The sequence below is a fragment of the Nitrospirillum guanabarense genome, from assembly GCF_034653355.1.
GTDB lineage: Bacteria > Pseudomonadota > Alphaproteobacteria > Azospirillales > Azospirillaceae > Nitrospirillum.
The window spans coordinates 1,626,360-1,650,813 of record NZ_JAYEER010000003.1 but is presented as its reverse complement, the minus strand read 5'-3'; the positions used below and the strand labels follow the sequence as shown (position 1 = coordinate 1,650,813).

Sequence of the window (24,454 nt, the reverse complement as noted above, 5' to 3'; positions counted from 1 at the left end):
GCCGCCGATTGGGGATAGAATGGAGGCGGTTCCGGACTTTATGGGCCTTTGGGTCGGAACTACCCCCAATTCCCCGTCGATTTCACGGGATTTGGTTGTTTGATTGGTGTGGATGGCGGCGCCCGGAATGGCGCGGCAGTCCTGTGGCCCCGCCCCTTCCACGGTGCGAGGATGGTGGCGCTTCCGAACGGGGGGATGCATGCGGTTCGGCTTGCGGCACCGTCTGTTGCTGTTTCTACTGCTGTCGGTCCTGCCCTTCATCATCCTGCTCGCCTGGGAGATTCAGCAGCGCCGGAATGAAGCGGTGGCGGGCGTGCAAGCCACCGCCCTATCCTTCGCCCGCCTGGCGGCCAACAGCCAGCAGCGCCTGCTGGACCAGGTGCGCGACCTGGCAGCCAGCTTCGCCACCCACTCCGCCCGGTCGGCCCCCGACGTCTGCAACGATGATGCGGCCATCATGAAGGATGCCCAGCCTTGGCTGGCCAACATCCATGTCGTCACCCGCGACGGCCAACTTGTCTGTTCTTCCCTGCCCCAGCCCTGGCCCAGCTACGCCGACCGCGTCTTCCTGCAAGAGGCGGTGCGTAGCGGTAAGCCCACCATCAGCGGCTTCCTGCTGAGCCGCGCCTCCGCCAAGCCCATCATCGGCATGGCCTATCCCATCCTGAAGTCCGACGGCGGGGTCGACCGCCTGGTGTTGGCTGGCCTGAGCCTGGATTGGGTGGAGCACAACAGCAAGGTCATCCTTGAGGACGACATGACCTTCCTGATGGTGGACAAAGAGGGCACGGTGATGGCCCACCTGCCAGCCATGCCCGAGGTCATCGGCAAGAAGATGGCCGACACGCCCGCCATCCGTTTCGCGCTGGGGCGGGAACAGGGCAGCGGCAGCGCCGTGGGCCTGGACGGGCGGGAAAAGCTGGTAGGCAGCGCCGTCCTGCCTTCCACCGGCATGCGAGTGATCGTCGGCTTGGACCGCGCCGCCGTGCTGGCCAAGGTGAACCGCGATTCCGAGCGCATCGCCCTGCTGGCCCTCGCCGTGACCCTGGCGGCCATGAGCCTGGCCTGGGCGACGTTGAGCGGCACGGTGCTGCGCTGGCTGGCGTCCCTTCAGCACGCGGTGCACCGCCTGGGCGCGGGAGACAAGACCATCCGCGCCGACGTACCGTCCGGCGCCGGTGAACTGGGGGAACTGGCCAACGCCTTCAACGCCATGGCCGAGGCCATCACCTGGCAGGATCGGGAGCTGCTGGCGCGCGAGGCCCGATTCCGCGACCTGACGGAGATTTCCAGCGACTGGTTCTGGGAAATCGACGAGGCCGGCCGCATCTCCACCATATCGCAGGGCATCACCGCCATCGGCCTGGACCCCGCCGATCTGCTGGGCCGGAAGCGGCGGGAGCTGTCGGCCAACCCCAACGACCCGTCTTTGGCCAGGTATGAGGCCTTCCTGGCTGCCCGCCAGCCCTTCCGCGAACTGACCTACGCCATCCCGGACCATCAGGGGAACATCCACCACATCGCCATCAGTGGCGTTCCTCGATTCGACGAGAACGGCGCCTTCCTGGGCTTTCGCGGCTCGGGACGCGACCGCACCGCCGAGGTCAAGGCGGCCCATGCCCTGGCCGCCAAGGTGGCCGAGCTGGAAAGCGCCCGCATCGACCTTCAGGCGCAACGCACCCTGCTGGACAGCGTCATGAACAGCTCGCTGGACGCCATCCTAGCGCTGGCGGCGGTGCGCGACCCCAACACTGGCGCCGTGATCGACTTCCGCTTCACGCTGGTGAACAAGGCCGGCGAACACCTGATCGGCCAGCCGGCGGCCCACCTGGTGGGGAAGCGCCTACGGGACGAGCTGCCTGGCCCCCTGGGCGGTGGCCTGTTCGAGCGCTACGCCCGCATCGTCAATCGAAACGCCGCCGAAAACTTCGAGCATCTGAACCCCCAGGAAGGCGGGCTGGAAGGCGAAGGAACCTGGCTTTGGGTCTCCGCCGTGCCCTGGGAAAAGGGCCTGGCCGTCACCCTGTCCGACATCACGACGGAAAAGATGCGCGCCGCGGCCCTGGCGGAAAGCGAGCAGCGCTTCCGCCTGCTGGCCGACAACGCCACCGACATCGTGGCCCTGCATGCCGTCGACGGGCACTGTCTCTACATGTCGCCATCGGTGGAGCGGGTGCTGGGCTGGCGGCTGGAGGAGGTCATGGGGCGGCGCACCGTGGAATTCACCGAGCCCATGGACATCCCCATCCTGGCCGACGCCCAACGCCGCCTGATGGCCGCCCCCAACGGGGAGCCCATCACCTACCAGTTCCGCGTCATCAGAGCCGACGGTTCCACCGTCTGGCTGGAAACGGTGGCCCGCCTGATCGTCGACCCGGTGGAGGGGGCGCGCTTCGTCGCATCGTCCCGCGACGTGACGGAACGGCGGCGCCATCTGGAGATGATGACGGAGGTCAACAGCCGGCTGGAGGCGCAGACCAGAGAACTGGTCGCCCTGGCCGACGACCTGGATCGGTCGCGCCACGCGGCCGAGGCCGCCAACCAAGCCAAGTCGGAGTTCCTGGCCAACATGAGCCACGAAATCCGCACGCCCATGAACGGCGTCATGGGCATGACCCAAATCCTGCTGGAAACCGATCTCACGTATGACCAGCGCACCTACGCCGAGACCATCTATGACAGCGCCGAGGCGCTGCTGAACATCATCAACAACATCCTGGACATCTCGAAGCTGGAGGCCGGCAAGGTCGAGTTGGAGATGCTGGAGTTCGACGTGGGTGACGTGGTGGATGGCGTGGTCGCCATCCTGGCCACGCGTGCGCAGGAGAAGAAGCTGGACCTGACCGGCCTGGTCGACGCCAAGGCCGCCGGCATCTATCGCGGCGACCCCACCCGCCTGCGCCAGATCCTGCTGAACCTGGCCGGCAACGCCGTGAAGTTCACCGCCACCGGCCAGGTGGGCATCAAGGTCGTGGCCCTGTCGGCCAAGGGGGGCGACAAGAGGAGCCGCGTGCTGGAATTCGCCGTCACCGATACCGGCCCCGGCATGACGGAAGGCCAGCAGGCCCGCCTGTTCCAGAAGTTCACCCAGGCCGACACCTCCATAAACCGCAAATTCGGCGGTACCGGCCTGGGCCTGGCCATTTCCCACCAGCTGGTTCGCCTGATGGGCGGCGACATCATGGTGACCAGCAGCCCAGGCCAAGGCGCCGCCTTCAGCTTCGCCATCCCGCTGGAGGTGGTTTCAGCCAAGGGCCGCGGCGGCCGGGCCCCCGTGCTGAAGGGACGGACGGCCCTGGTGATCGATGACCTGCCCCTGAACCTGGCCGTGATGGAAAGCCATTTGAACCGGTTGGGCATCGACTGCGTCACCACCTCGGGCGGCAACGCGGCGCTCCGCCAGATGGACCTCGCGACCCAGGCGGGCCGCGCCTTCGACGTCATCTTCGTCGACCAGGCCATGCCCATCATGGACGGCCTGGCCTTCGCCGCCCAAATCCGCCAGGAACCGCCCTATGCCGGGGTGAAGATGGTTCTGGTCACCTCCGTCGGCGGCGACCTGGGGGAAATGAAGGGCCTGTTCGACGGCGTGCTGACCAAGCCCGTGCGCCTGGCCACGCTGAAGGACTTGCTGACCCGCCTGGTGCAGCAGGAGGTCGCCGCCAGGCGCAGCCGCGCCGGCCGCTCAGGCGCCGCCGCCCGGATGGCCGCGCCGGCGGGACGCAAGGCGCGACCGTCCGCCGCCGCCCATCCCGGCAAAGGGCACGCCGTCCTGCTGGTCGACGACAATGAGACCAACCGCGCCATCGCCCGGATCATGCTGGAGCGGGAAGGCTATGCCGTCGACGACGCCACGGATGGGGAAAAGGCCGTGACCCGCTGCGCCGAAAGGGCATATGACCTGATCCTGATGGATGTGCAGATGCCGGTGATGGACGGCGTGGCCGCCACCCGCGACATCCGCGCCGGCGGACCCTGCGCCCAGGTGCCCATCATCGCCATGACCGCCAACGCCATGGTGGGCATGCGTGAGGAATACCTGGCGGCGGGCATGAACGACTATGTGTCCAAGCCCTTCGACCAAGAGCAGTTCCTGCACAAGGTGGAGCATTGGGCGGGACAGGCCGCCCCGCCCCCGCCTGAGCCCGGCGGTCCCGCCACGGCCGCCGCGACGCCGGAGCCGGCAGAACGGGCGGAACCCGCCTTCGATCCCGGAGTGCTGTCCGGTCTGGGCGCCGCGGTGCCCGCCGCCGCCTTTCAAGGCCTGGTCCGCGGCTTCGCCGACAACGGGATGGCCCGGATCGACCGTCTGCGGGCCCTGGACCCCGGCACCGACCTGGGCGCCATACAGGGCGAGGCGCATGACCTGGTCTCCACCGCCGGCAACGTCGGCCTGCGCCGGCTGCAGCGCCTGGGCCGCGATTTGCATCAGGCCTGCGTCGACGGCGACCTGGCCAGCGCCCAGACGGCCCTGGACCACATCGTGCGCGAGGGACCACCGGCCTGGGCCGCCCTGCGCCAGCGCTTCGTCGGCGACGACGGACCCGCCCTGGAAACCAACGCCAGCGGCAGTGACGACTGAATCTTTTCCCCATGATTACGCCCGAACCCGCCGGTGACGGCGCTGAAGCGGGACATGACACCGGTTGCCTATCCAACAGTGAATAATATGATCGATTATTGCCCGCCAGCGCCTTGTTTGTTGCCATTCGATGCGATAAGACGGGACGGACAAGACGCCGCGCAACCAAGCCAGGGAGTGGTTGCCGCCACCTAAAACGCCGATGTTCCAAGCGCTTCCGCGCCCCTCGCCCGTGTTCGGCTGTCGTCGTCCGGGTTTGGCCGTCTTCCGAATTCCCACGCCGTGAGAGCGCAACCGCCCCATGACCGCCACCGCCCTCGTCAACGCCCCCGGCCAGCCCCCGCAGCAGCGCTCCGTCCGGGGCCGCCCACGCTGTGACAAGTCGCGCCAGGCCATCCTCAGCAGTGCCTATGACCTGCTGGTGCAGGCGGGTCTGTCCGGGTTCACCATCGAGGCGGTCGCCGCCCGCTCCGGCTGCGCCAAGACCACTATCTACCGCTGGTGGCCCACCAAGGGTGCGCTGGCCGTCGCGTCGCTGCTGGAAATGGTGGAGGTGGCGGCCCCCATCCGCGCCACCGGCTCGGCCCGCCGCGACCTGGAAAGCCTGCTGGACGTCATGGCCGGCACCATGGCGGGCCCCATGGGCCGGGTCGTCGCCAGCATCATCGTGGAAGGGCAAAGCAACCCCGAGGTGCTGGACAGCTACTGCACCCAGGTGCTGCGGCCCCGCCGGGAACGCATCCGCGACATCGTTCACATGGGTGTGCGCTCGGGCGAGTTGCCGGCCGACCTGGATGAGGCCGTGGTGGTGGAACTGCTGTACAACACCCTCTACAGCCGCCTGCTGATCCGCCACCAGCCGCTGGACGAACCCGGCTGGACCCAGCGCCTCGTGGCCGCCGTCCTGGGTCCGGCGAAAGCGGCCTCGCCGCCACCGGCCAAACCCCCGCGCATCCATAGCGATGAATTCTATCCGGCTTGATGCCCAGGCCGGCTTGATGCCCGGGCCTCAGGCGCGGGCTACGGCACGAGCCAAGCCCATGCCGCTGGGCTTATATCAGGCGGCCACGGACACGCGGTTGCGGCCGGCGTGTTTGGCGGCGTAGAGGGCCTTGTCGGCGCGGCCCAGCAGGCTGTCCACGCCGTGGTCGTGGGCCTGCAGGGCGGTGACGCCCAGGCTGCAGGTCAGGGTCACCGACACGTCGGGCGCCAGCATGATAGGGGTGGCGGCCACGGCGCAACGCAGGCGTTCGGCCACCCGCTCGGCCTCCGGCTGATCAGTCTGCGGCAGCAGGATCACGAACTCCTCCCCGCCGAAACGGCCGATGACGTCGGTGTCGCGGATGGCGCCGCGGCAGAGGTCGACCACGGCGCGGATGGCCTGGTCGCCCGCCTGGTGCCCCCAGGTATCGTTGATGCGCTTGAAATGGTCGATGTCCAGCATCAGCACCGACAGCGGCCCGCCATAGCGCCGGGCCCGCGCCATCTCGCGCGCCGCCGTGTCGGTGATGAAGCGGCGGGTGCCGGCGCCGGTCAGGCTGTCGGTGATGGCGACCAGCCGCAACAGGCGCTGGTTCTCATAGTTGGTGTAGTTGATCTGCTCGAACGCGAACAGCACGCAGATGAACATGGTGCCCACCGGGCCCAGCAGCAGAGGGTATTTCACATATTCGAAGTCCTGCGCGAAACCCACGGCGCCCGCCGCCGGCGGCAGGGAGATGATCAGGACCATGAACAGGGCGCCGGTGGTGAAGGGCACGTACTGCATCACCAGCAGCGGCAGGAAGGTGAAGAACAGGAAGCCCGAGAACTGCGCCTGCATGCCGTGATCCAGACGGTTCAGCACCTCGATGAACAGCATTTGGCAGGTGAAGGAGCCGATGAAGGCGTAGGCCGTGGTCAAGCGGCGCGGCACCCTGAAATGCAACAACAGGGCGTGCAGCACGATGATGACCGACATCACCAAGCGCAGGCCGATGGTGCGCCGCGCCCCCTCGGCATCAATGACATAATCCCATCCCCACAGGCCGCTGACGGTGATGGAGGTCGCCACCGTCATGATGGTGCTGAACAGGCGATGGTGATCGAACTTGTAGTCGACGTAGGCCCGGTTCGGCCAAATGACGTCTTTGATGTGGTGGCCCACAGGGTCCGTTCCCTATCTCGCCATCCCGGCGCGGCGCATGCCCGGACGGCCTTATCCTGGAGGCAGCTTATATCCCGCCAGCCGAATCCGGACTACGCCGGTATTTGATGACCATGCTGCCACGATGCCGCAGGATAAAGCTAGTCCCGGCGGGCTGGACAACCGCGCCCTGACCTTATGCCCCGGTTCTTGACTGGGCGCAGTCCTTGCGCCCCTTTTTCGACAATTTCTATCGTCTTTAGGAAATCTTGTTTCCCGGCTTAGACCTTGCGGGTCGGCTTGGGCGCCGCCTTGTCATAGGCCTTGGCGGCCGCCTCCGGCTTCTTCTTCATCTCTTCCATCAGCTTCATGGCGAAGCGGCCGCCGTCATGGCGGGACTGCAGGAAGGTCATCACCACGTCGCGCGCGGCCTCACGGTCTATGGGGATCTCGGCGGGCTCTTCAGCCGGGCGGGGGGATCGGGCCGCCTGCATGCGTTCCGCCGCCGCCGCCGCCTTTTCCAGGACATCCGGATCGATCCGCCGCCGGATGGCGCGGATTTGGCGCAGCAGTTCGTCACGGGGGTCGGCCATGGAACCAGGTTCGCCTTCAGCAAAGTGGGCCTGGGTACAGTGCGCGTCCTGGGCCCCGGATGTCGAGGGAACTTTGGCCCGGAGCCCCTGTTCCCGCCCACTCACGCCTCAACGGATGGTTCAATGGTCGGCAGGGGGCGGGGCCGACGATTCTCGTCGATGGCGACGAAGGTGAAAAGGGCTTCGGTCACCTTGTTGGTGTCGTCGGCGTCGCGGCTACGGCGCCAGGCCTCCACCTCGATGCGCATGGAGGTGCGTCCGCGCGAAACCAGCCGGCCGAACAGGCTGACCTCATCGCCCACGAAAACGGGGCCAAGGAAAGCGATGGCGTCCACCGCCACGGTGGCGGCACGGCCCCGCGCCGCACGGGCCGCCACGTTGCCCGCCGCCAGGTCCATCTGCGACATCAGCCAGCCGCCGAAGATGTCGCCGGCGGGGTTGGTATCGGCCGGCATGGCGATGGTGCGGATCACGGGGACCTCGTCGGGCATCTTGGCGTTCTTATCGAGCATCGGGACCTCGGGTTCGGCGGGTAAACGATTGGGATATCAGAGCGTGAAACGGGCCGCAGGGGAAGCCTGGGCTTAACAACGCCGATGCCATCTAGGCGCTGGTCACGTCCGCCGTGTAAGATCGCCGCCGTGCAGACCAGGCGTCCCCCACAGAAGGCAGACCTGCGCCCATGATCCAGCCGCCGCCCATCCCCGCCACCGGCCCGCTGACCGGCCTGAAGGTCCTCGATATGAGCCGTGTGCTGGCGGGGCCCAGCGCCACGCAGATCCTGGGCGACCTGGGTGCCGACGTGGTGAAGGTGGAGCGGCCGGGCCAGGGCGACGATACCCGCGCCTGGGGGCCGCCCTTCCTGAAGGACGACGCCGGGCTGGACACCAAGGAGAGCGCCTATTACCTGTCGGCCAACCGCAACAAGCGCTCGCTGACCTTGGACTTCACCACGCCGGCCGGCAAGGCGCTGGCCCTGCAACTGATCGGCCACGCCGATGTGGTGGTGGAGAACTACAAGACCGGCACCCTGGGCCGCTACGGCCTGGGCTATGAAGACCTGCGCGACGCCTTCCCCCGCTTGATCTACTGCTCCATCACCGGCTTCGGCCATACCGGGCCGTATGCCGCGCGCGCCGGCTATGATTACCTGGTGCAGGGCATGGGCGGCTTCATGTCCCTGACGGGCGAGCCCGAGGGGCAGCCGCTGAAGGCGGGCGTGGCCATCGCCGACCTGATGACCGGCACCTACGCCGTCATCGCCATCCTGGCGGCCCTGCGCCACCGCGACCACACCGGCCGGGGCCAGGCCATCGACCTGTCGCTGTTCGACACCCAGGTGGCCTGGCTGTCCCATCCCGGCCAGTTTTACCTGACCAGCGGCCATCTGGCGCCGCGTGTGGGCAACGCCCACCCCACCATCGTGCCCTATCAGACCTTCGCCACGAGCGACGGCTGGATCATCCTGGCCATCGGCAACGACGAGCAGTTCGCCCGCTTCTGCCACCTGACCGGTAACGCCGCCTGGGCCAGCGACCCCCGTTATGCCACCAACCAGGCGCGGGTGGGCAACCGCGACAGCCTGGTGCCCGCCATCGCCGCCGTCATCCAGGGCCAGGACAGCCAGTTCTGGATCGACGCGCTGGAACCGCTGGGTGTGCCCTGCGGCCCGATCAACAGCATCGACAAGGTTTTCGCCGATCCGCAGGTGGCCGCCCGCGGCATGCGCGTCACCTTGCCCCATCCCCAGGCCGGCGGCACGGGACCGGGCGGCCAGCCGGGCGCGGTGGAGCTGATCGGCAGCCCCATGAAGTTCAGTGACACGCCGGTCAATTACCGTCAGGCGCCGCCCACCCTGGGCCAGCACACCGACGCGGTGCTGCAGGACTGGCTGCGCCTGGATGAGGAGGAGATCAGGCGCCTGCGGCAAACGGGCGCCCTGTAGTGGGCGGCCGGCCCACGGTAAAAATCAGCGACAACAGGGACAGGATGCGACATCCATGGAAGACAGCGTGATCAACCGTCGCGGCTTCACCACGGCCGGCCTGGCCGCCGGCTTCGCGCTGGCGGTGCTGCCGGTATCGGCCGAAACCATCATCACCGACGCCGACAACCTGGAGGCCGGCCTGGTGGAGGTGCCCGTGGCCGGCGGCGCCACCATGAGTGCCTACCGCGCCGTGCCCAGATGGGCGGGCCAGGGTGGGCATCATCCAGTGGTGCTGGTGGTGCAGGAGATCTTCGGCCTGCACGAGCACATCCGCGACCTCTGCCGGCGCCTGGCCAAATCGGGCTATTACGCCATCGCCCCCGACCTCTACTTCCGCCAGGGGGACGCCACCAAGGTGCCCGACATCCCCACCCTGGTGCGCGACATCGTGTCCAAGGTATCGGATGAGCAGGTCATGGCCGACCTGGACGCCACCGTCGCCTTCGTTAAGACCGATGGGAGAGCCGATACCCGGCGCATGGCCATCACCGGCTTCTGCTGGGGCGGACGCATCGTCTGGCTTTATTCCGCACACAATCCCGATCTGAAGGCCGGCGCCGCCTGGTACGGCCGGTTGGTGGGCAACACCGACGCCGCCCATCCCAAGAACCCCATCGACCTGGTGAACCAGCTGAACGCTCCCGTCCTGGGCCTGTACGGCGCCAAGGACGACGGCATCCCCGTCGCCAGCGTGGATCAGATGCGGGCTGCCCTGGCCCAGGGCGACAAGGCCGCCAGCGACTGCAAGTTGATGGTGTTCGAGGACTCCGGCCACGGCTTCAACGCCGATTACCGCCCCAGCTACAACCCCGCGGACGCCAAGGTGGCATGGAAGCAGATGCTGGAGTGGTTCAAGAAGCACGGCGTGCCCTACGTGCCCCACGCCTAGCCAAGGCCATTCTCTCCAGCCCTAGGACGCGACCGCGTCCGCCGGAGATTTCCGGGGAGCGTAGCGGACTGGAAATCGAGGACGAGCCAAAGCCGCGGATGCGGCTGCCGGCGCCTGAGGAGTTGGAACAAAGAAAAAAGGCCCGCCTGCGGGGGAGCGGCGGGCCTTTTAAGAGGCCGGGTTGGGCGCGGGGAGCAACCCACCCGGACGGGGAAGCAGAAACGGGACCGAGGTCACCGTCTCGGGCACCGGAGAGGTTGGGGCCATCCCCGGCACAGGAAGAAGACTATGCCCGCCGAACCGCTGAGGCTGTGACCAATATCACTACGGTGCGGAGCGTAAGCATATCCTGCCATGCGTGGGCCGCCCTTGAATGGCCGGCCCGGCATCCCACGCGCCTCAGTACAGGGCGATGCACTCGCCATGGCGGGTGTTGTCGGGCGCCACCAGGTCCAGGATGGCGGGAACGACGCGGGTGACCGGCGGCTGGGTATCCGGCTTTTCGCCGGGGAAGGCCTGGGCGCGCAGCTTGGTCGGCATGGGGCCGGGGTCCACCAGGTTCACCTTCAAGGGGCTCTGCAGCACCTCCTGCGCATAGGTCAGCGCCATCATCTCCAGACCCGCCTTGGCCACGGCGTAGGCGTTCCAGTAGGCCACCGGCTCATGGCCGTAACGGTCGGTGATGAAGACGGCGCGGCCGGCGTCCGACCCGCGCAGCAGCGGGTCCAGGGTGCGGATCAGGCGCATGTTGGCCGTCAGCGTCAGGGCCAGCACCTTGTCCCACTGCTTCACGTCGGCATGGGCCATGGGGCCGATGGCGCCCAGCATGCCGGCGTTGGCCACCAGGATGTCCACGCGCTTGAACCGATCCAGCAGGGCCGGGCCCAGCACGTCCAACTGGGCAGGGTCGGCCGCCATGTCCTGGGGGATCAGGGTGGCGGTGCCGCCGGCGGCGCGGATGGCATCGTCCACCTCCTCCAGCCCACCCACGGTGCGGGCGATCAGCACGACGTGTGCACCCTCCGCCGCCAGCCCCTTGGCCACGGCGGCGCCCAACCCGCGCGACGCGCCGGTGACGACGGCGACACGGCCCTTGAGCCGACCGGTGATGGCGGAAGAGGCAGGCTCGGTCATGCGGGACGCTTTCCTCGGACAAAGGTTTTTCGGCGACACCGTGGGCGCGAGGTGCCCACGCGTCACCGCAACGGCTGGCTTTGCGGTTTACGGCCTGGCATCGCGTCCGTCAATCGCCGCCCACGGTCACCACGTCGGCCAGCGGCAGGGCCGTGCGCTTCATGACGGTGCGCAGGGTGAAGCTGGAATGGACGCGGGCCACGCCCGGCAGACGGGTCAGGATGCGGTTGTGCAGGGCCTCGTAGTCGGCGGCGCCGGCCACCACCACGCGCAGCAGATAGTCGCTGTCGCCGGACATCAGATAGCACTCCATCACCTGCGGGCAGGTGGCCAGCGCCTCCTCAAAGGCGCGCAGGTAGGGTTCCGTCTGTTTCTCCAGCGTCACCTGCACGAACACGCTTTCCGGCCGCCCGCAGGAGGCCGGATCCAGGATGGCGGTGTATCCGCTGATGATCCCCGCCTCCTCCATTGCCTTGACGCGGCGCAGGCAGGCGCTTTCCGACAGGTGGACATGGGCGGCGAGTTCCGAATTGGGAACGCGGCCATGCTCCTGCAGCCGGGCCAGGATGGCACGATCAATCCTATCCAGCACCGTTGTTCGCAGACTCTGCCGCATGACACGCCTTTAACGATGGTTCCTTGCGCATTGTGCGCCAAGCCTAACCCTCAACGCAAGGACATGCACCGGCCTTCGGCCTTATCTTGGGCTCCGAAATCGAGGCAACGGTTGCGCGACCGGACAGGCGGCGCCAACCCAGATGATCCGGGAGATAACCATGCTGGTCGGCGTTCCTAAGGAAATCAAAAACCACGAGTATCGCGTTGGCCTGATCCCCGGCAATGTGCGCCAGCTGGTGGCCCATGGCCACTCCGTCATCGTGCAGAAGAACGCCGGCACGGCCATCGGCCTGACGGATGAGCAGTACGCCGCTGCCGGCGCCACCCTGGTGGACACCGCCGAAGAAATCTTCGCCAAGGCCGACATGATCGTGAAGGTGAAGGAGCCGCAGCCGCACGAGTGCCGCATGCTGCGCCCCGGCCAGGTCCTGTTCACCTACCTGCACCTGGCCCCCGATCCGGAGCAGACCGAGCTGCTGCTGGCCTCCGGCGCCATCTGCATCGCCTATGAGACCGTGACCGACGCCCGAGGCGGCCTGCCCCTGCTGGCGCCCATGAGCGAGGTCGCCGGCCGCATGTCCATCCAGGCGGGCGCCAAGTGCCTGGAGAAGAGCTACGGCGGCAACGGCATCCTGCTGGGCGGCGTGCCCGGCACCCCGGCCGCCAAGGTCGTCGTCATCGGCGGCGGCGTGGTCGGCCTGAACGCGGCCCGCATGGCCGTGGGCCTGGAAGCGGAAGTGACCGTGCTGGACAAGTCGCTGGACCGGCTGCGCCAGATCGACCAGCAGTACGGCCGCCGCGTGAACACGCTCTACGCCAACATCGACACCATCGAGCAGGCGGTGCTGGACGCCGACCTGGTGATCGGCGCCGTGCTGGTGCCGGGCGCCAACGCCCCCCGCGTCGTCACCAAGGAGATGGTGGCCAAGATGCGCCCCGGCAGCGTGCTGGTGGACGTGTCCATCGACCAGGGCGGCTGCTTCGAGACCTCGCACGCCACCACCCACGCCGACCCGACCTATGTGGTCGACGGCGTCATCCACTACTGCGTGGCCAACATGCCGGGCGCCGTCGCCCGCACCTCCACCTTCGCCCTGAACAACGCCACCTCCCCCTTCGTCCTGGCCCTGGCCGACAAGGGCTGGCAGCAGGCCCTGGCCGATGACGTGCACCTGCGCAACGGCCTGAACGTGTTCCGCGGCAAGCTGACCCACCCCGCCCTGGTGGAAGAGGGCGACGCCCGCTACCTGGCCGCCGACAAGGCCATCGCCTGATCCCCTCCGGATCAGCGATTGAGTGACTGCGAAGGCCCGGCGGCGACGCCGGGCCTTTTTGCTGTCGGCTACCGCAGCTTTTTTCTGGATCCATCACGTGCGCACCATCTAATCTAAGCACGGATAAATTGCGGGTGCGCTGATGACCTTCATGGAAGGCTTCCTGATATTCTTCGCTTTCGGCGGCGCCTACATCTTCTGGAACCTGTCCGATCTGATCGGCGCCAAGGCCGAAGAACTGCGGGAGCAAACCCGCAAGCTGAAGCTGGAGAACGACCAGGCGGAAGAGAATCGGGAAAAGCTGAAGGTCGCCGCCCAACCTTAGGAGCCGCCGCTGCGAATGCGCCCTGGCTGCTTTACCCGATATCCTGATTAGCTTGAGGATTTCAGCGACGACTTCGCCACCTGGGTATTGTTCTGGGGCCCCAGGGGGCGAAATCCCGACCTCCACCACTTGAAGAAGTGATATTCATTACCGAATTCAGATCGAATGGATTTTCATCCAATGCCCATAAAGAAAAAAATATGGGTGTCCCTTTTCAACGCCCTGACACTGGCAGGGATCATCACCCTGACCGGGTGCGCGTCACAAAAGGGCCAGGGCAACGCCGCGCTCATAGAACGAACCGAAGCCCGCTATCCCCTCTTTTCCCCAAACAAGGGAAAGGGGGTACAGACCTTTCTCACTGCGGCCCGTTCCCTGAAACGCCCGCATCAAGCGGACCCTGGATGCGAGGAATTCATTTCAGACTTCCTCGCTAATACCAACATAGCGGTCCAATCCCCCCTTACATCCGCCACGTCGGCCAAGGATATCGCCACGCAAACGCAACTGGACCGGTGTCCGCCGGCCTTATTCCAGGACCCGCCACCACCGCCGTTCAAAGTCCCAATGGAGCAACCTACAGGCCAGGTCTTCGAGCGATACGACATTTACAGTGAACAGCTGACCAATACGAAACTGTACCTGCTCATGTATCGAAAAATGGCATGGACAACGCCGAGTGGCGACGGAAAGCTTCACAGCCTTTCAACCTATACACGGGAAATCGACCCCGCCACTTGTAGAGGCAATGTCATTGGCTCCGACATCTCCGGGCCCAAGAGTGCCGAGGTCAACGATGACGAGGGCGTGTATCTGCTGACATGGAAGCAGATGCCGATAGCCGTGACGCTGCTGCACAGGACACAACCCAGCGGCCCAGGAACACCCGGTGAGATCTGGAGCCTATCTGCGCAGTCGCAATTCCCTGTGGTGCTGCCCCTCATGTGCATCGTGTCCTGGAAACCCTGACCCAATACCAGTCGATGGGGGTGCACTTAGGCGCTGCGTCCCTCGCGCTCATCCTCGCGCGCCATCAGCAGGGGGTGCAGGAAGCGGGCTTCCAGCTGGCGGGCGGGCATGGGCTCGGCGATGAAGAAACCCTGGACGACAGGGCAGCCCTCAGCCACCAGCCAGGCCAGCTGATCCTCCCGCTCCACGCCCTCCGCCACCACCTCCAGCCCCAAGCGTGCGCCCAGGGTCAGGATCATGGCGGCGATGGCGCTGTCGCGCGGCAGATCCTGCACGAAGGCCCGGTCGATCTTGAGTGTGTCGATGGGCATCTGGCGCAGGTAGGACAGCGAGGAGAAGCCGGTGCCGAAGTCGTCCACGGCGATGCGCACGCCCAGGCGCTTCAGGCGCCACAGCACCTCCAGCGAACGCGCGCTGTCCACCATGACGCTCTCCGTCACCTCGATCTCGATGCGGTCGGCGGGCACGCCGCTGCGCGCCAGGCAATCGCGCACCCGCTCGACGAAGCCGGGGGCGATGATCTGGCGGGCGGAGACGTTCACGGCGATGTGGAAGTCGGGCAGCAGCTTGGTCCAGTGCGTGGCCTCGCGCACCGCCTGTTCCAGCACCCAGCTGCCCAGTTCCATGATCAGGCCCGAGTCCTCGGCCACGGTCATGAAGGCGCCGGGCTGCACCAGCTGGCCGTCATGCTTCCAGCGCACCAGCGCCTCCGCCCCCACCAGAACCTGGTCGGCGGCCCGCACCTTGGGCTGGAAGTACAGCTCGAACGAGCCGATGCTGAGCGCTTGGCGCAAGTTGGCCTCGGTGCTCAGCCGGTTCTCCGCCCGCTCGCTCATCTCGCGGGAGAAGAAACGGTACTGGCCACGGCCGGCGGCCTTCGCGGCGTAAAGGGCGGTGTCCGCCTGGCGCAGCAGGGCGCTGGCGGTATCGGCGTCGCCGTTGGGGGCCCCCTCGCTGGCCAAGGCCACGCCGATGGAGGCGCCGGCATGCAGCAAATGCCCGCCCTCCACCATCAACGGCGATTCCAGCGCCTTCAGCAGGCGTTCCGCCAGCACGGCGGCGTCCACCGCCTCGAGCGCGTTCTCCGTCACCACCAGGAACTCATCGCCGCCCAGGCGGCCCAGCATATCGTCCTCGCCAATGCAATCGCGCAGGCGGGCGGCCACCGCCTTCAGCAACCGGTCGCCCACGTCGTGGCCCAGGCTGTCGTTCACATGCTTGAAGCGATCCAGGTCGAGGAAGAACAGGGCGATGCCGCCGCGCCCGCCGACGCGGCCCATGCGGCCGGGCTGCGCCTCCTGGTCCGCCAGTTCCGGGTTGTACAGCCGCCGCTCCCGCCGTTTCAGCGCCTCTTCCAGGCGGCGCTGCAGCAGCAGGCGGTTGGGTAGGCCGGTCAGGACGTCGTGGGTCGCCAGCTGTTCCATGTCGGAGCGGCTGCGGTCCAGCAGGCGCAGCACCTCGTTGAAGCGGCGCACCAGATAGCCCAGCTCGTTATCCGCCTGGCGGGGGAAGTCCGGCAGGCGGGCGGCCCCCGGGCGGGACGGATCGATGCTGGCCACGGCCAGGCCCACGGCGCGCAGCGGCCGGGTCAGGAAGGTGTGCAGCAACAAGGCCAATACCACGCCCAGCGCCAGGTCGCGCACCAAACCGCCCAGCACGGTGGTGCGGATGAAGGCGGCGTAGTCGGCCGCCGCCCGGGTGGTGTCCATCTCCAGCTCCAGCCGGCCGATGATGGGGCCATTGCGCGGATTGCCGGCCGGGCGGTACAGCAGTCGCTGGGTCTGCGCCAGATCCTGGAAAATGGGGGCGAAGCGCGCGCCGGACAGCCAGCCACGCCAAAAGGCGCCCTCGTCCTCGGCCGGCGGCAGGTCGCGGGCGCCGTTGGCCAGCACCCGGTCCGGCATCTCCATCAGCCGCACGGCGCGCACGCCGTCGATGGCCAGGACGGACCGGACCAGGCCGGCCGCCAGGTCGGGGTCCAGGTTCCACACCGCGGCGCTGGCCGTGTTCTCCACCAGGTCCAGCACCATGCGGCCCGCGTTGGCGAATTTGGCCCGCTCCCGCTCCGCCTGGCCGATGCCCTGGATCAGGGACAGGACGGCGCCGATGACCAGGGCGGACAAGAGGGCCAGGGCCGCCTGACGCACGGCCAGGGAACGCCAGAAGGCCACGGTCATCTGGTGGCGGCGCATCACCTCCTGCCGGCGGGCGCGACGCACACGCCAAGCGCACACCCAGCGCGGCAGGCGGACGCCGAACAGCCGGAAGGCCGGAACGCCGGACCGGACGGCATCGGGTCTGGTCACGGCGCGCCCTTCGCCGGCGTCACCGCCAACGTCCGCCCGATCCCGTTTCCCTTGTCACGCGCCATCGCCATCCCTATTTCCCCGCCGCCTTCCAGCCCCGGCCCCGCCACCGCGCCTATCGCCGGGGCGCCATCACCACCTGCAGCTTCTCCCGCAGGTTCACCAGGGTGACGGGCTTGGCGATGAACGCGTCCACGCCCAAATCCCTGGCCTTCAGAACGGTTACCTTGTCCGCGCGATTGGTCAGGAAAACCACAGGAATGTGATGCCCTTGCGTTTCCCGCGACCGAAGATGCTGCAGGAAGGTCAATCCATCCACCGGCGCCATGTCGATGTCGGCGATGATCACGTCCGGCCGGCGTTCCATGGCCACGTTCAGGCCGGACGAGCCGTCCTCCGCCTCCATCACCGTGCCGAAGTCCAACTGCCGCAGGATGCGGACGACCACGCCGCGGATGAAACTTTGGTCCTCAATCACCAGGGAGCTGCGAAAATTGAATGAAATCGCACTCATTCTGCCATCCCCAAACGGCCGCGCCTTCAAATCCAGACAATTTTATTTTAACGGGGCATGAATACACGCCCCACGCCGATTACCGGAACGCTGGGTTCTGGAATACAAGATTAGTATAGGCAGAAATGAGGGTAGTCGTCTTCTTATAAAGCGGCGATGGCCGCCGCCACCTGTTCCAGCGCGGCCGGAACAGCCCTTGCCGCGTGCCGCGCGTCCTCGACCTTCCCTTGGACCAGGGCCTCTTCCACTCGATCGGCCGCGCGGGCCAGGATGTCGGCCCCGGCACTCTTCGCCACGCCGGCCAGGGCATGCGTTTCGCGTCGGGCGGCGTCCGCGTCGTCCCGGGCGAAGGCCTGGGCCACGCCCTCGGCCAGCGGTCGGGCCGCATCCAGGAAGTCGCGCAGGAAGGCTCGCGCCTCCCCATCCAGTACGCTGAACAGCTCCAGCGTACGGGCCAGGTTCAGTACCGGCGTGGTGTCCACCGCCCCCGGCATGGGCGCCGCCGGCGCGGGGTGGGTGGCCGCGCCGGACAGGGGCGGCAACCACTGCGCCATGCAACGGTCCAGGCGGTCCAGCTCAAGCGGCTTGGCCAGGAAGCCGTCCATGCCAGCCGCCAGGCAGCGCTGGGATTCGCCGGCCATGGCGTTGGCGGTCAGCGCGATGATGGGGGTGCGCAAGCCGGTGCCCGTCTCCGCCTCACGGATGGCGGCGGTCAGCTCGAATCCGTCCATCTCCGGCATGTTGCAGTCGGTCAGCACGAGGCCGAAACGGCCGGTGCGCCAGGCGGCCAGGGCCTGGCGCCCATCCTCGGTGACCTCGGCGGCGATGCCCAGCAGGCTCAGCTGCCGGCGGATGACCATCTGGTTGACGGGCTGGTCTTCCGCCACCAGCACCAGGCGGCCCTGGGCCACGGCGATCTCGACCGGCGGCGGTTCGCCCCGCCCCTGGCGCAAGGGCGACGCCGCCGCGCGGGCCGCCGTTTCCTGCCCCGCGGCCGAGGCCACGGCGCGGATCAGGGGCACGCGGCGCACCGGCCGGCCGATCTGCACCGTGCCGGACGGCAGGCCCGCCGGCCGCACCGAATCCGCCGCGGCCACCAGCACCGCCGGCTTGCCCGCCGGCAGGTCGGGCCACACATCGCCCGGCCGGGGAATGACCACGGCCACGTTCCACGGCTGTCCCTCGCCCACCACCCGGCCGCCGGCGGCCTCGACGTAGCAGGCGACGGTGTCGCGCAGGGCCTGGGTCTCGGCCGCCACCAGCACGGCGATGCCGGCCAACGACGGCAGCGCCGGCTGCGGCGGCGCCACCGGCTGTTCCTGGGCGACCGCCAGGTCGATCTCGAACCAGAAGGTGGAGCCCTGGCCCGGCGCGCTGTCCAGGCCGATGCGTCCCTGCATCAGGTCGATCAGGCGGCGACTGATGGACAGGCCCAGGCCGGTGCCGCCGAAGCGTCGGCTGGTGGAGCTTTCGGCCTGGGTGAAGGGCTGGAACAGCTGCTTCTGCACATCCTCGGCGATGCCGATGCCGGTGTCCTGCACCGCCACCCGCACCCGCGACCGGTCCTGCGCCCCGCCGGGCAGGCAGCGCACCGAGAGGGTGACGCCGCCCTTCTCGGTGAACTTGATGGCGTTGCCGGTCAGGTTGTACAGAACCTGGCGCAGGCGCAGCGGGTCGCCCATCAGCAGTTCGGGAATGGTGGGATCGATGTGGACATGCAGGTCCAGCGCGCGCTTGCGCGCCTGGGCCGCCAGCATGTCGGCCACCCCCTCCACCAGCGGCCCCAGGGGCCCCAGGGCCACCGGGTGGCATTCGATGTCCATGCGCCCAGCCTCGATCTTAGAGAAATCGAGGATGTCGTCGATGATGCGCAGCAAGGTGCCGGCCGCGTCGCGCGCGGTGAACAGCATCTCCATCTGGTCATCGTCCAGACCGGTGTGGGACATCAGTTCCAGCATGCCCAGCACCGCGTTCATGGGCGTGCGGATCTCATGGCTCATCGTGGCCAGGAAGCTGGACTTCAGCCGGCTGGCGCTCTGCGCCTCGCGCGCGGTGCGGATGTTGTCGTAGGACCGCAGGGCCGTGATGATGGTGATGAACAGCTTTTCCGAGGTGAGCTCGGTCTTCGCCTTGTAGTCATTGATGTCGTAGTTGACGATCACGTCGCGCACCGGCGCCTGTCCGGGCTGGCCGGTGCGCAGCACGATGCGCACGTCGTTGTTGTCGAACTCCTCGCGGATGCGGCGCGCCAGCACCAGGCCGGCGTCGTCCGTCTCCATGACGATGTCCAGCAGGGCCACGGCGATGTCGCCGCGCTTGGTCAGGATGCCGGCCGCCTCGGCCGCCGACCGGGCGGTCAGCAGTTCGAGCGGACGCCCCTTGTAGGTCAGCCGGCTGAGCACCAGCCGGGTCATGATGTGCACCTCCTCGTCGTCATCGACGACCAGGATGGGCCAGGGCGGCAGTTCCGGCGCACGCGTCGCCGGGGCATCTTCCGCCAGGAACAGGGAATCGAGGTCAGACATCATCGCCGCCCGTCTTCAGGGCGGTGGGCAGTGACGGCTTGCTGTCGTTTGGAACCGCTAGTCACAGCCATTGGATCGACGTGTCGGCACCTTTATGCCGCTGGATGGATGGACCCCATCGGGACAGGACGCCAAGCGCGACCTACCCCTGTGCTCAAGGCACTGTACATGACAGGAGCCGGCCAATCCAGCCGCGCACAATCCGGCGATCAATTCGGGACTGTAACGTCGCCGAACCGTGTCGCTGGATAAGGAATTGAGAGTAGAGCCGAGCCTTAGCGGCTGGCGGCCTTGCGTCCGCGGCCAGTGGCCTTGGGAGCCGCCTTGGCGCTGCGCCGTCCGCGCTTCACCGGTTCGGGCGGCGGGGCGGGCGGCGGGGCGATGCAGGCCTCAAGCCCCTGGTATGCCATCACGATGATCGACGGCAACGCCTCGACACTGACGGGATTGGACCGGGCATATGACGTTGCGATCTTGACCGCCAGTTCCCGCAATTCCGGCCTCAGTCGATCGTTCATCTACCGCTCCCACCCGCTTCCCATGGACATCTTGATAGAAGGGACCGTAATCAAAGACGCTTCGTTTAGCGCCCATTAATTCGGTCTATGCGGTTTGGATGAGTAATGCCGGCCAAGTGTACTGGTCAGCTGCCGGTTCACTATGACCAGGGGCGGAGGTGTACAAGGGTTCAGGCCGGCTTGGAGACCGGTTTCAGCCTGCCCGGGCCGAGGGCGACGGCACGGGCCGGTCCAGTCCCACCGCCCCATCCAGGCGGGCGCCGGCGAAGCGCACGCCGGTGGTGTCCGCTTGCCCCAGGTCGGCGCCCCGTAAATCGGCGCCGGTGAAGTTGGCGTACTGCAACTGGGCGCGCCATAGACTGGCCCGGGCCATGTCGGCGCCTGTGAGGTCGACCGGCCACGACCGCCCGCCGGGATGACCGTTCGGCTGCGGGATATCGGCTGGGTCCAGGCGGGCATCGGCCATGTCGGCACCCACCAGCCGGGCATGGCCCATCGTGGCGCCACGCAGCACCGCGCCACGCAGGCTGGCCCCCGTCAGGTCGGCACCGGAAAGATCGGCCAAGGTCAGGTCGGCGCCGCCCAGCAGCGCACCCTGCAGGTGGGCGCCGCGCAGGGTGGCGCCGGACAGACGCGCGCGGCGCAGATCCGCGCCCTCGAGATTGGCCCCGTCCAGTTCGGCACGGGCGCCACGGGTGCCGCCACTGTCTATCCAGCGCTCGTGCTCATGCACGCGGTGGCGCACGTCCAGCGCCAGCGAATTGAGTGGGCGGGAAAAGCGCGCCTCATCCAGCTCGGCACCGCTGAGGTCGCAATGGTCCAGTTCCACCCCCATGAGGTCGGCGCCGGCGAAACGCGCCCCCTGAAGCCGCGCGCCCACCAGCAGGGCACCGCTGAGGCGGATGGCGGCGAGGTTCGCGTGGCTAAGGTCAGCGCCGGTCAAATCCACCTCTCGCAGGACGGAACCCGTGAGGTCGGCGCTTCGCAGGTCGGCGCCGCGCATCACCGCGCCGGTGATGTCGCATTCCTGCATGATCACACTGGACAAGCGCGCGCCCATCAGCAGGGCGCGACCCAGATGGGCCTGGCGGAAGATGATGCCGCGACCGGAGCGCGATTCCCCCGCCGCCGCCTGCCCTTCCGCCGCGGGATCCTGCACAGGGACCAGCATGTCGCTGGAGCGCAAATCAGCGCCGCGCAAATCGGTGCGGTCCAGCAAGGCGCCCCGCAAGGCGCAGCCGCGCAGGTCGGCCGCCGCCAGACAGGCCTGGGTCAAGTCGGCGTCCGAAAGATTGGCGCCGTGGAGGTCCGCGCCCTCCAGCCGGCAATTCGTCAGAATGGCGCCGGACAGATCGGTCCCGGCCAACCGGGCGCGGGACAGGTCGCGGTTCGACAGGTCGATGCCCTGGAGGATGAGCATCGCCAGGTTGGCGCGGCGCCCACCCGGCTTGGCCGCCAGCCAGCGCTCGTGCTCATCAAGAATTTGGGTCAGCTGGGCGCCGAACATGGAACCATCCGCTCGCGACCAGGTAGCAGGCAGGTGGGACAGCCCCCCGGGCCAATCCCTGACGGCGGGGTCGCGCCGCCAGGCCCAAGTATGGGCGGTGGCGGTTAATGGAAGCTGAAAGCCGGGCAAGAAAATCCGCATAGGATGAACGGCTGGAACTCAGTCCAGGGTGTCCAGCACGTCCAGCAACTGTTCCATGCGATAGGGCTTGGGCAGCAGGCGCATGCCCTCCAGCGGCGGCAGGTTTTCCGCATACCCCGTCGTAAGCAGCACGGCGAGGTCGGGCCGCAGCAGGCGGGCCACCTTGGCCAATTCCACGCCGTTCATGCCCCCGGGCATGACGATGTCCGAAAACAGGATGTCGATGGCGTCGCCATCCTGGAGCAGGGCCAGGGCCTGGTCGGCGCGCGAGGCCTGCACCACGGTGAAGCCCCGTTCCATCAAGCCGGCCGACACGGTGGCGGACACGGTGGCGTCATCCTCTACCACCAGCACGGTGCGCGTCTCCACCCGGTCGGCGGGACGGGCCTCCGCCGGCGCCGGGGGCCGGCGGGGCTCGGTGGCGGCGCGGGGCAGGAACAGGGTGACGGTGGTGCCGACGCCCGGCACGCTGTCCAGATGGACGGTACCACCCGACTGGCGGGCGAAGCCGTAGACCTGGGAAAGGCCCAGTCCGGACCCCTTGCCCACCTCCTTGGTGGTGAAGAAGGGTTCGAACACATGGGGCAGCACGGCGGGGTCGATGCCGGAGCCGGTGTCGGTGACGGCCAGGCGCACGAACTGGCCCGTCAGCGCTTCCGCCGTATGGTCTGGCGTCAGGTTCACATTCTCGGCCACGAAGCGCAGCACGCCGCCGTTGGGCATGGCGTCCCTGGCGTTCACCGCCACGTTCAACAGCGCCAGCTCCAGCTGGGCGCTGTCGGCCATGGCCGGCCACAACCCCTGGGGCAGCACCATTTCCAGCACGATGTCGGCGCGCAGCGCGTGCATCAGCAGTTGGCGCATATTGCGCACCAGGTCGGCCACGTCCACCGGCTCGGGCCGCAGGGCCTGACGGCGGGCGAAAGCCATCAGCTGCCGGGTCAGGCCCGCGCCCCGGTCGATGGCCTGCATCCCCGCGCGGATCAGGTCGCGGCTGCGATCGTCCGCCGCCCGGCGCAGCAGCATGTCCAGGCAGCCGGAAACCGCCTGCAGCAGATTGTTGAAATCATGGGCGATGCCACCGGTCAGGCGCCCCACCGCCTCCATGCGGTGGGCCTGGAACAAGGCGGTGTTGGCGCTTTCCGCCTCGGCCACAGCCGCCCGCACCTTCTCCTCCTGCTCGGCGCTGGAGCGGGCCAAGCGGCGGCTGGCGTCGGCCAGCACCACGGCCACGGCGTCGGCCTCGGCCAGGCCCAGTGCCTCGGTGGACACGGGCGCCCCGCGGCCCAGCGCGGCCGCCCGGGCGGCCAGCTGCTCCACCGGATACGTGATACCCCGGGCGAGACGCAGGGCCAAGCCCATGGCCAGCGCGAACAGGGCCACCGCGCCCGCCAGCGCGAACAGCAGGCCATGCCAGGCCTCCCGCCCCAACTCGTCCCGGGGGGCCGCGACCGCCACGACCAGATCCTGGCTGGGTGTCCGGCGGAAGGAAACCATGGTGGAGATACCTTCCAGCGACACGCCGGGCATGCGGCCCGACGCCTGCTTGGCATAGGCCTCGACGAATTCCGGCCGCGCCTTCTGTCCAACATAGCGCTCGGGATCGCGGGTGCGGGCGATGATCACGCCGGAGCGGTCGACGATGGCGCCGATCCAGCCGGCCCGCAGTTGCTGGTCCGTCAGCAGTTGGGTGAATTCCGTCGACGGCATGCCCAGCGACAGGATGTAGGTCGGGGCGCCGTCCCGGAACACCGGCTCGTGCAGGGCGATGGCCTGCTGGTTGGTGACGGCGCTGTTGAACAGCGTGCCCACCCGGCTGTGCTTCGCTTCCAGCGCCGCCCGCAGGTTCGGGCCCAGTTGGCCCCCGGACAGGGGCGTCCCCGGCGGCAGCGCGGTGTTCATCAGCACCCGGCCGTCGCTGGCCGCCGCCAGGCGGAACCAATAGCCCTTCGGCAGGTCGATGGCCCTGGCCTGGGCCTCCAGCGCCGCGATGTCACCCTGGGCCAGGGCGGGCGACGCGATCAGCGCCCGCAGATAGGCCTGGCTTTGCCCCAGCTGCTGGTCCACCGCCAGGGCCAGCATGTGGGCCGTTTCATCCAGGTGGCGCTCCGCCACCCGGCGTTCACGGGTGTAAGCCCCGCCCAGCAGCAAGGCGCCGCCCAGCAGGGGCGGCAGAAGCAGGGTGGCGGCGGCCAGCAACAGCCGCCCGCGCACCCCCAGGGAAGAGGCGGAGGTGCGCGTGGCCGCCCGGGCGGAGGCGCCAGCGCGTAAGCCGGCCAGCACCGGCATCGCGGCCGCGATACCCCGTCCCCCCACCGTTACCTTCTCGCCATCCGCCACGTCTCGATCCCTTCGCCGGGGCCCGGCCTCGCGCTCGCCACGCCGAAACCCCGGAATCCCGTCCCACCGCCAAGGGGCGCCAAGCTAACCCGGCCGTGCGCCCCTGG

The 24,454-nt window shown here is 68.1% G+C and carries 18 protein-coding genes; 7 read left to right on the top strand and 11 right to left on the bottom strand.

Features of this window, described 5'->3' with window-relative positions:
• Positions 1 to 199 precede the first annotated feature (199 nt).
• Positions 200 to 4,582, top strand: a complete 4,383-nt coding sequence (locus UAA55_RS16585; RefSeq protein ID WP_322954083.1) for a response regulator — start codon at positions 200 to 202, stop codon at positions 4,580 to 4,582.
• Between the two features lie 301 nt (positions 4,583 to 4,883).
• Complete coding sequence (locus UAA55_RS16580; RefSeq protein WP_322954081.1) at positions 4,884 to 5,564, top strand: TetR/AcrR family transcriptional regulator; 681 nt, start codon at positions 4,884 to 4,886, stop codon at positions 5,562 to 5,564.
• A 75-nt stretch (positions 5,565 to 5,639) separates the two neighbouring features.
• On the opposite strand, the gene UAA55_RS16575 is transcribed toward UAA55_RS16580, so the two are convergent.
• The 3 genes from UAA55_RS16575 to UAA55_RS16565 form a co-directional block, all read right to left on the bottom strand.
• Positions 5,640 to 6,728, bottom strand: a complete 1,089-nt coding sequence (locus tag UAA55_RS16575) for a GGDEF domain-containing protein (protein WP_322954080.1) — start codon at positions 6,726 to 6,728, stop codon at positions 5,640 to 5,642.
• 260 nt (positions 6,729 to 6,988) lie between these two features.
• Positions 6,989 to 7,300 (bottom strand): hypothetical protein, encoded by a 312-nt coding sequence (locus UAA55_RS16570; RefSeq protein ID WP_322954079.1) that lies wholly within the window; start codon positions 7,298 to 7,300, stop codon positions 6,989 to 6,991.
• 101 nt (positions 7,301 to 7,401) lie between these two features.
• Positions 7,402 to 7,812 carry an acyl-CoA thioesterase gene (locus UAA55_RS16565; RefSeq protein ID WP_322954077.1) on the bottom strand — a complete coding sequence of 137 codons (411 nt, stop codon included), beginning with the start codon at positions 7,810 to 7,812 and terminating at the stop codon, positions 7,402 to 7,404.
• Positions 7,813 to 7,982: 170 nt separating this feature from the next.
• On the opposite strand from UAA55_RS16565, the gene UAA55_RS16560 reads away from it, so the two are divergent.
• Positions 7,983 to 9,245, top strand: coding sequence for a CaiB/BaiF CoA transferase family protein (locus UAA55_RS16560; RefSeq protein WP_322954075.1), 1,263 nt, complete (start codon positions 7,983 to 7,985; stop codon positions 9,243 to 9,245).
• A 55-nt stretch (positions 9,246 to 9,300) separates the two neighbouring features.
• Positions 9,301 to 10,176 (top strand): dienelactone hydrolase family protein, encoded by an 876-nt coding sequence (locus UAA55_RS16555; RefSeq protein ID WP_322954074.1) that lies wholly within the window; start codon positions 9,301 to 9,303, stop codon positions 10,174 to 10,176.
• Between the two features lie 399 nt (positions 10,177 to 10,575).
• On the opposite strand, the gene UAA55_RS16550 is transcribed toward UAA55_RS16555, so the two are convergent.
• Together UAA55_RS16550 and UAA55_RS16545 are read right to left on the bottom strand one after the other, a co-directional pair.
• Positions 10,576 to 11,310 (bottom strand): SDR family NAD(P)-dependent oxidoreductase, encoded by a 735-nt coding sequence (locus UAA55_RS16550; protein WP_322954073.1) that lies wholly within the window; start codon positions 11,308 to 11,310, stop codon positions 10,576 to 10,578.
• Between the two features lie 109 nt (positions 11,311 to 11,419).
• A complete protein-coding gene (locus UAA55_RS16545; RefSeq protein ID WP_088873210.1) occupies positions 11,420 to 11,926 on the bottom strand; it encodes an Lrp/AsnC family transcriptional regulator in 507 nt (168 codons plus the stop codon).
• Positions 11,927 to 12,086: 160 nt separating this feature from the next.
• Here UAA55_RS16545 and ald point away from each other — a divergent pair, with 160 nt between their 5' ends.
• The 3 genes from ald (at position 12,087) to UAA55_RS16530 (ending at position 14,496) form a co-directional block, all read left to right on the top strand.
• Positions 12,087 to 13,202, top strand: a complete 1,116-nt coding sequence (gene ald, locus UAA55_RS16540; protein ID WP_088873209.1) for an alanine dehydrogenase — start codon at positions 12,087 to 12,089, stop codon at positions 13,200 to 13,202.
• Positions 13,203 to 13,344: 142 nt separating this feature from the next.
• The gene (locus UAA55_RS16535) at positions 13,345 to 13,527 is read left to right on the top strand and encodes a hypothetical protein (RefSeq protein ID WP_322954072.1); all 183 of its coding nucleotides are present in this window, start codon (positions 13,345 to 13,347) and stop codon (positions 13,525 to 13,527) included.
• A 165-nt stretch (positions 13,528 to 13,692) separates the two neighbouring features.
• Positions 13,693 to 14,496, top strand: a complete 804-nt coding sequence (locus tag UAA55_RS16530; protein ID WP_322954071.1) for a hypothetical protein — start codon at positions 13,693 to 13,695, stop codon at positions 14,494 to 14,496.
• 26 nt (positions 14,497 to 14,522) lie between these two features.
• Here UAA55_RS16530 and UAA55_RS16525 read toward each other — a convergent pair whose 3' ends face one another.
• The 6 genes from UAA55_RS16525 to UAA55_RS16500 all read right to left on the bottom strand — a co-directional run bounded on the left by UAA55_RS16525 (position 14,523) and on the right by UAA55_RS16500 (position 24,347).
• Positions 14,523 to 16,802, bottom strand: coding sequence for a putative bifunctional diguanylate cyclase/phosphodiesterase (locus UAA55_RS16525; RefSeq protein ID WP_322954069.1), 2,280 nt, complete (start codon positions 16,800 to 16,802; stop codon positions 14,523 to 14,525).
• Positions 16,803 to 16,917: 115 nt separating this feature from the next.
• Entirely contained in the window at positions 16,918 to 17,316 is a 399-nt protein-coding gene (locus UAA55_RS16520; protein WP_322954067.1) for a response regulator, read from the bottom strand.
• A gap of 143 nt (positions 17,317 to 17,459) precedes the next feature.
• On the bottom strand, positions 17,460 to 19,844 hold the full coding sequence (locus UAA55_RS16515; protein ID WP_322954065.1) for a response regulator: 2,385 nt from the start codon (positions 19,842 to 19,844) through the stop codon (positions 17,460 to 17,462).
• A gap of 272 nt (positions 19,845 to 20,116) precedes the next feature.
• Positions 20,117 to 20,359: a hypothetical protein gene (locus UAA55_RS16510; protein ID WP_322954063.1), complete on the bottom strand. Its 243-nt coding sequence runs from the start codon at positions 20,357 to 20,359 to the stop codon at positions 20,117 to 20,119.
• A 193-nt stretch (positions 20,360 to 20,552) separates the two neighbouring features.
• The gene (locus UAA55_RS16505) at positions 20,553 to 21,866 is read right to left on the bottom strand and encodes a pentapeptide repeat-containing protein (RefSeq protein ID WP_322954062.1); all 1,314 of its coding nucleotides are present in this window, start codon (positions 21,864 to 21,866) and stop codon (positions 20,553 to 20,555) included.
• 159 nt (positions 21,867 to 22,025) lie between these two features.
• Complete coding sequence (locus UAA55_RS16500; protein ID WP_322954061.1) at positions 22,026 to 24,347, bottom strand: hybrid sensor histidine kinase/response regulator; 2,322 nt, start codon at positions 24,345 to 24,347, stop codon at positions 22,026 to 22,028.
• Between the last annotated feature and the right edge of the window lie 107 nt (positions 24,348 to 24,454).

What these genes read in the sequence shown, in the direction of transcription:
- UAA55_RS16545 (WP_088873210.1), bottom strand. Translation starts at nt 11,926, where the DNA reads ATGCGGCAGAGTCTGCGAACAACGGTGCTGGATAGGATTGATCGTGCC.
- UAA55_RS16505 (WP_322954062.1), bottom strand. Translation starts at nt 21,866, where the DNA reads ATGTTCGGCGCCCAGCTGACCCAAATTCTTGATGAGCACGAGCGCTGG.
- UAA55_RS16520 (WP_322954067.1), bottom strand. Translation starts at nt 17,316, where the DNA reads ATGAGTGCGATTTCATTCAATTTTCGCAGCTCCCTGGTGATTGAGGAC.
- UAA55_RS16535 (WP_322954072.1), top strand. Translation starts at nt 13,345, where the DNA reads ATGACCTTCATGGAAGGCTTCCTGATATTCTTCGCTTTCGGCGGCGCC.
- UAA55_RS16580 (WP_322954081.1), top strand. Translation starts at nt 4,884, where the DNA reads ATGACCGCCACCGCCCTCGTCAACGCCCCCGGCCAGCCCCCGCAGCAG.
- UAA55_RS16570 (WP_322954079.1), bottom strand. Translation starts at nt 7,300, where the DNA reads ATGGCCGACCCCCGTGACGAACTGCTGCGCCAAATCCGCGCCATCCGG.
- UAA55_RS16585 (WP_322954083.1), top strand. Translation starts at nt 200, where the DNA reads ATGCGGTTCGGCTTGCGGCACCGTCTGTTGCTGTTTCTACTGCTGTCG.
- UAA55_RS16515 (WP_322954065.1), bottom strand. Translation starts at nt 19,844, where the DNA reads ATGATGTCTGACCTCGATTCCCTGTTCCTGGCGGAAGATGCCCCGGCG.
- ald (WP_088873209.1), top strand. Translation starts at nt 12,087, where the DNA reads ATGCTGGTCGGCGTTCCTAAGGAAATCAAAAACCACGAGTATCGCGTT.
- UAA55_RS16530 (WP_322954071.1), top strand. Translation starts at nt 13,693, where the DNA reads ATGGATTTTCATCCAATGCCCATAAAGAAAAAAATATGGGTGTCCCTT.
- UAA55_RS16560 (WP_322954075.1), top strand. Translation starts at nt 7,983, where the DNA reads ATGATCCAGCCGCCGCCCATCCCCGCCACCGGCCCGCTGACCGGCCTG.
- UAA55_RS16550 (WP_322954073.1), bottom strand. Translation starts at nt 11,310, where the DNA reads ATGACCGAGCCTGCCTCTTCCGCCATCACCGGTCGGCTCAAGGGCCGT.
- UAA55_RS16565 (WP_322954077.1), bottom strand. Translation starts at nt 7,812, where the DNA reads ATGCTCGATAAGAACGCCAAGATGCCCGACGAGGTCCCCGTGATCCGC.
- UAA55_RS16555 (WP_322954074.1), top strand. Translation starts at nt 9,301, where the DNA reads ATGGAAGACAGCGTGATCAACCGTCGCGGCTTCACCACGGCCGGCCTG.
- UAA55_RS16510 (WP_322954063.1), bottom strand. Translation starts at nt 20,359, where the DNA reads ATGAACGATCGACTGAGGCCGGAATTGCGGGAACTGGCGGTCAAGATC.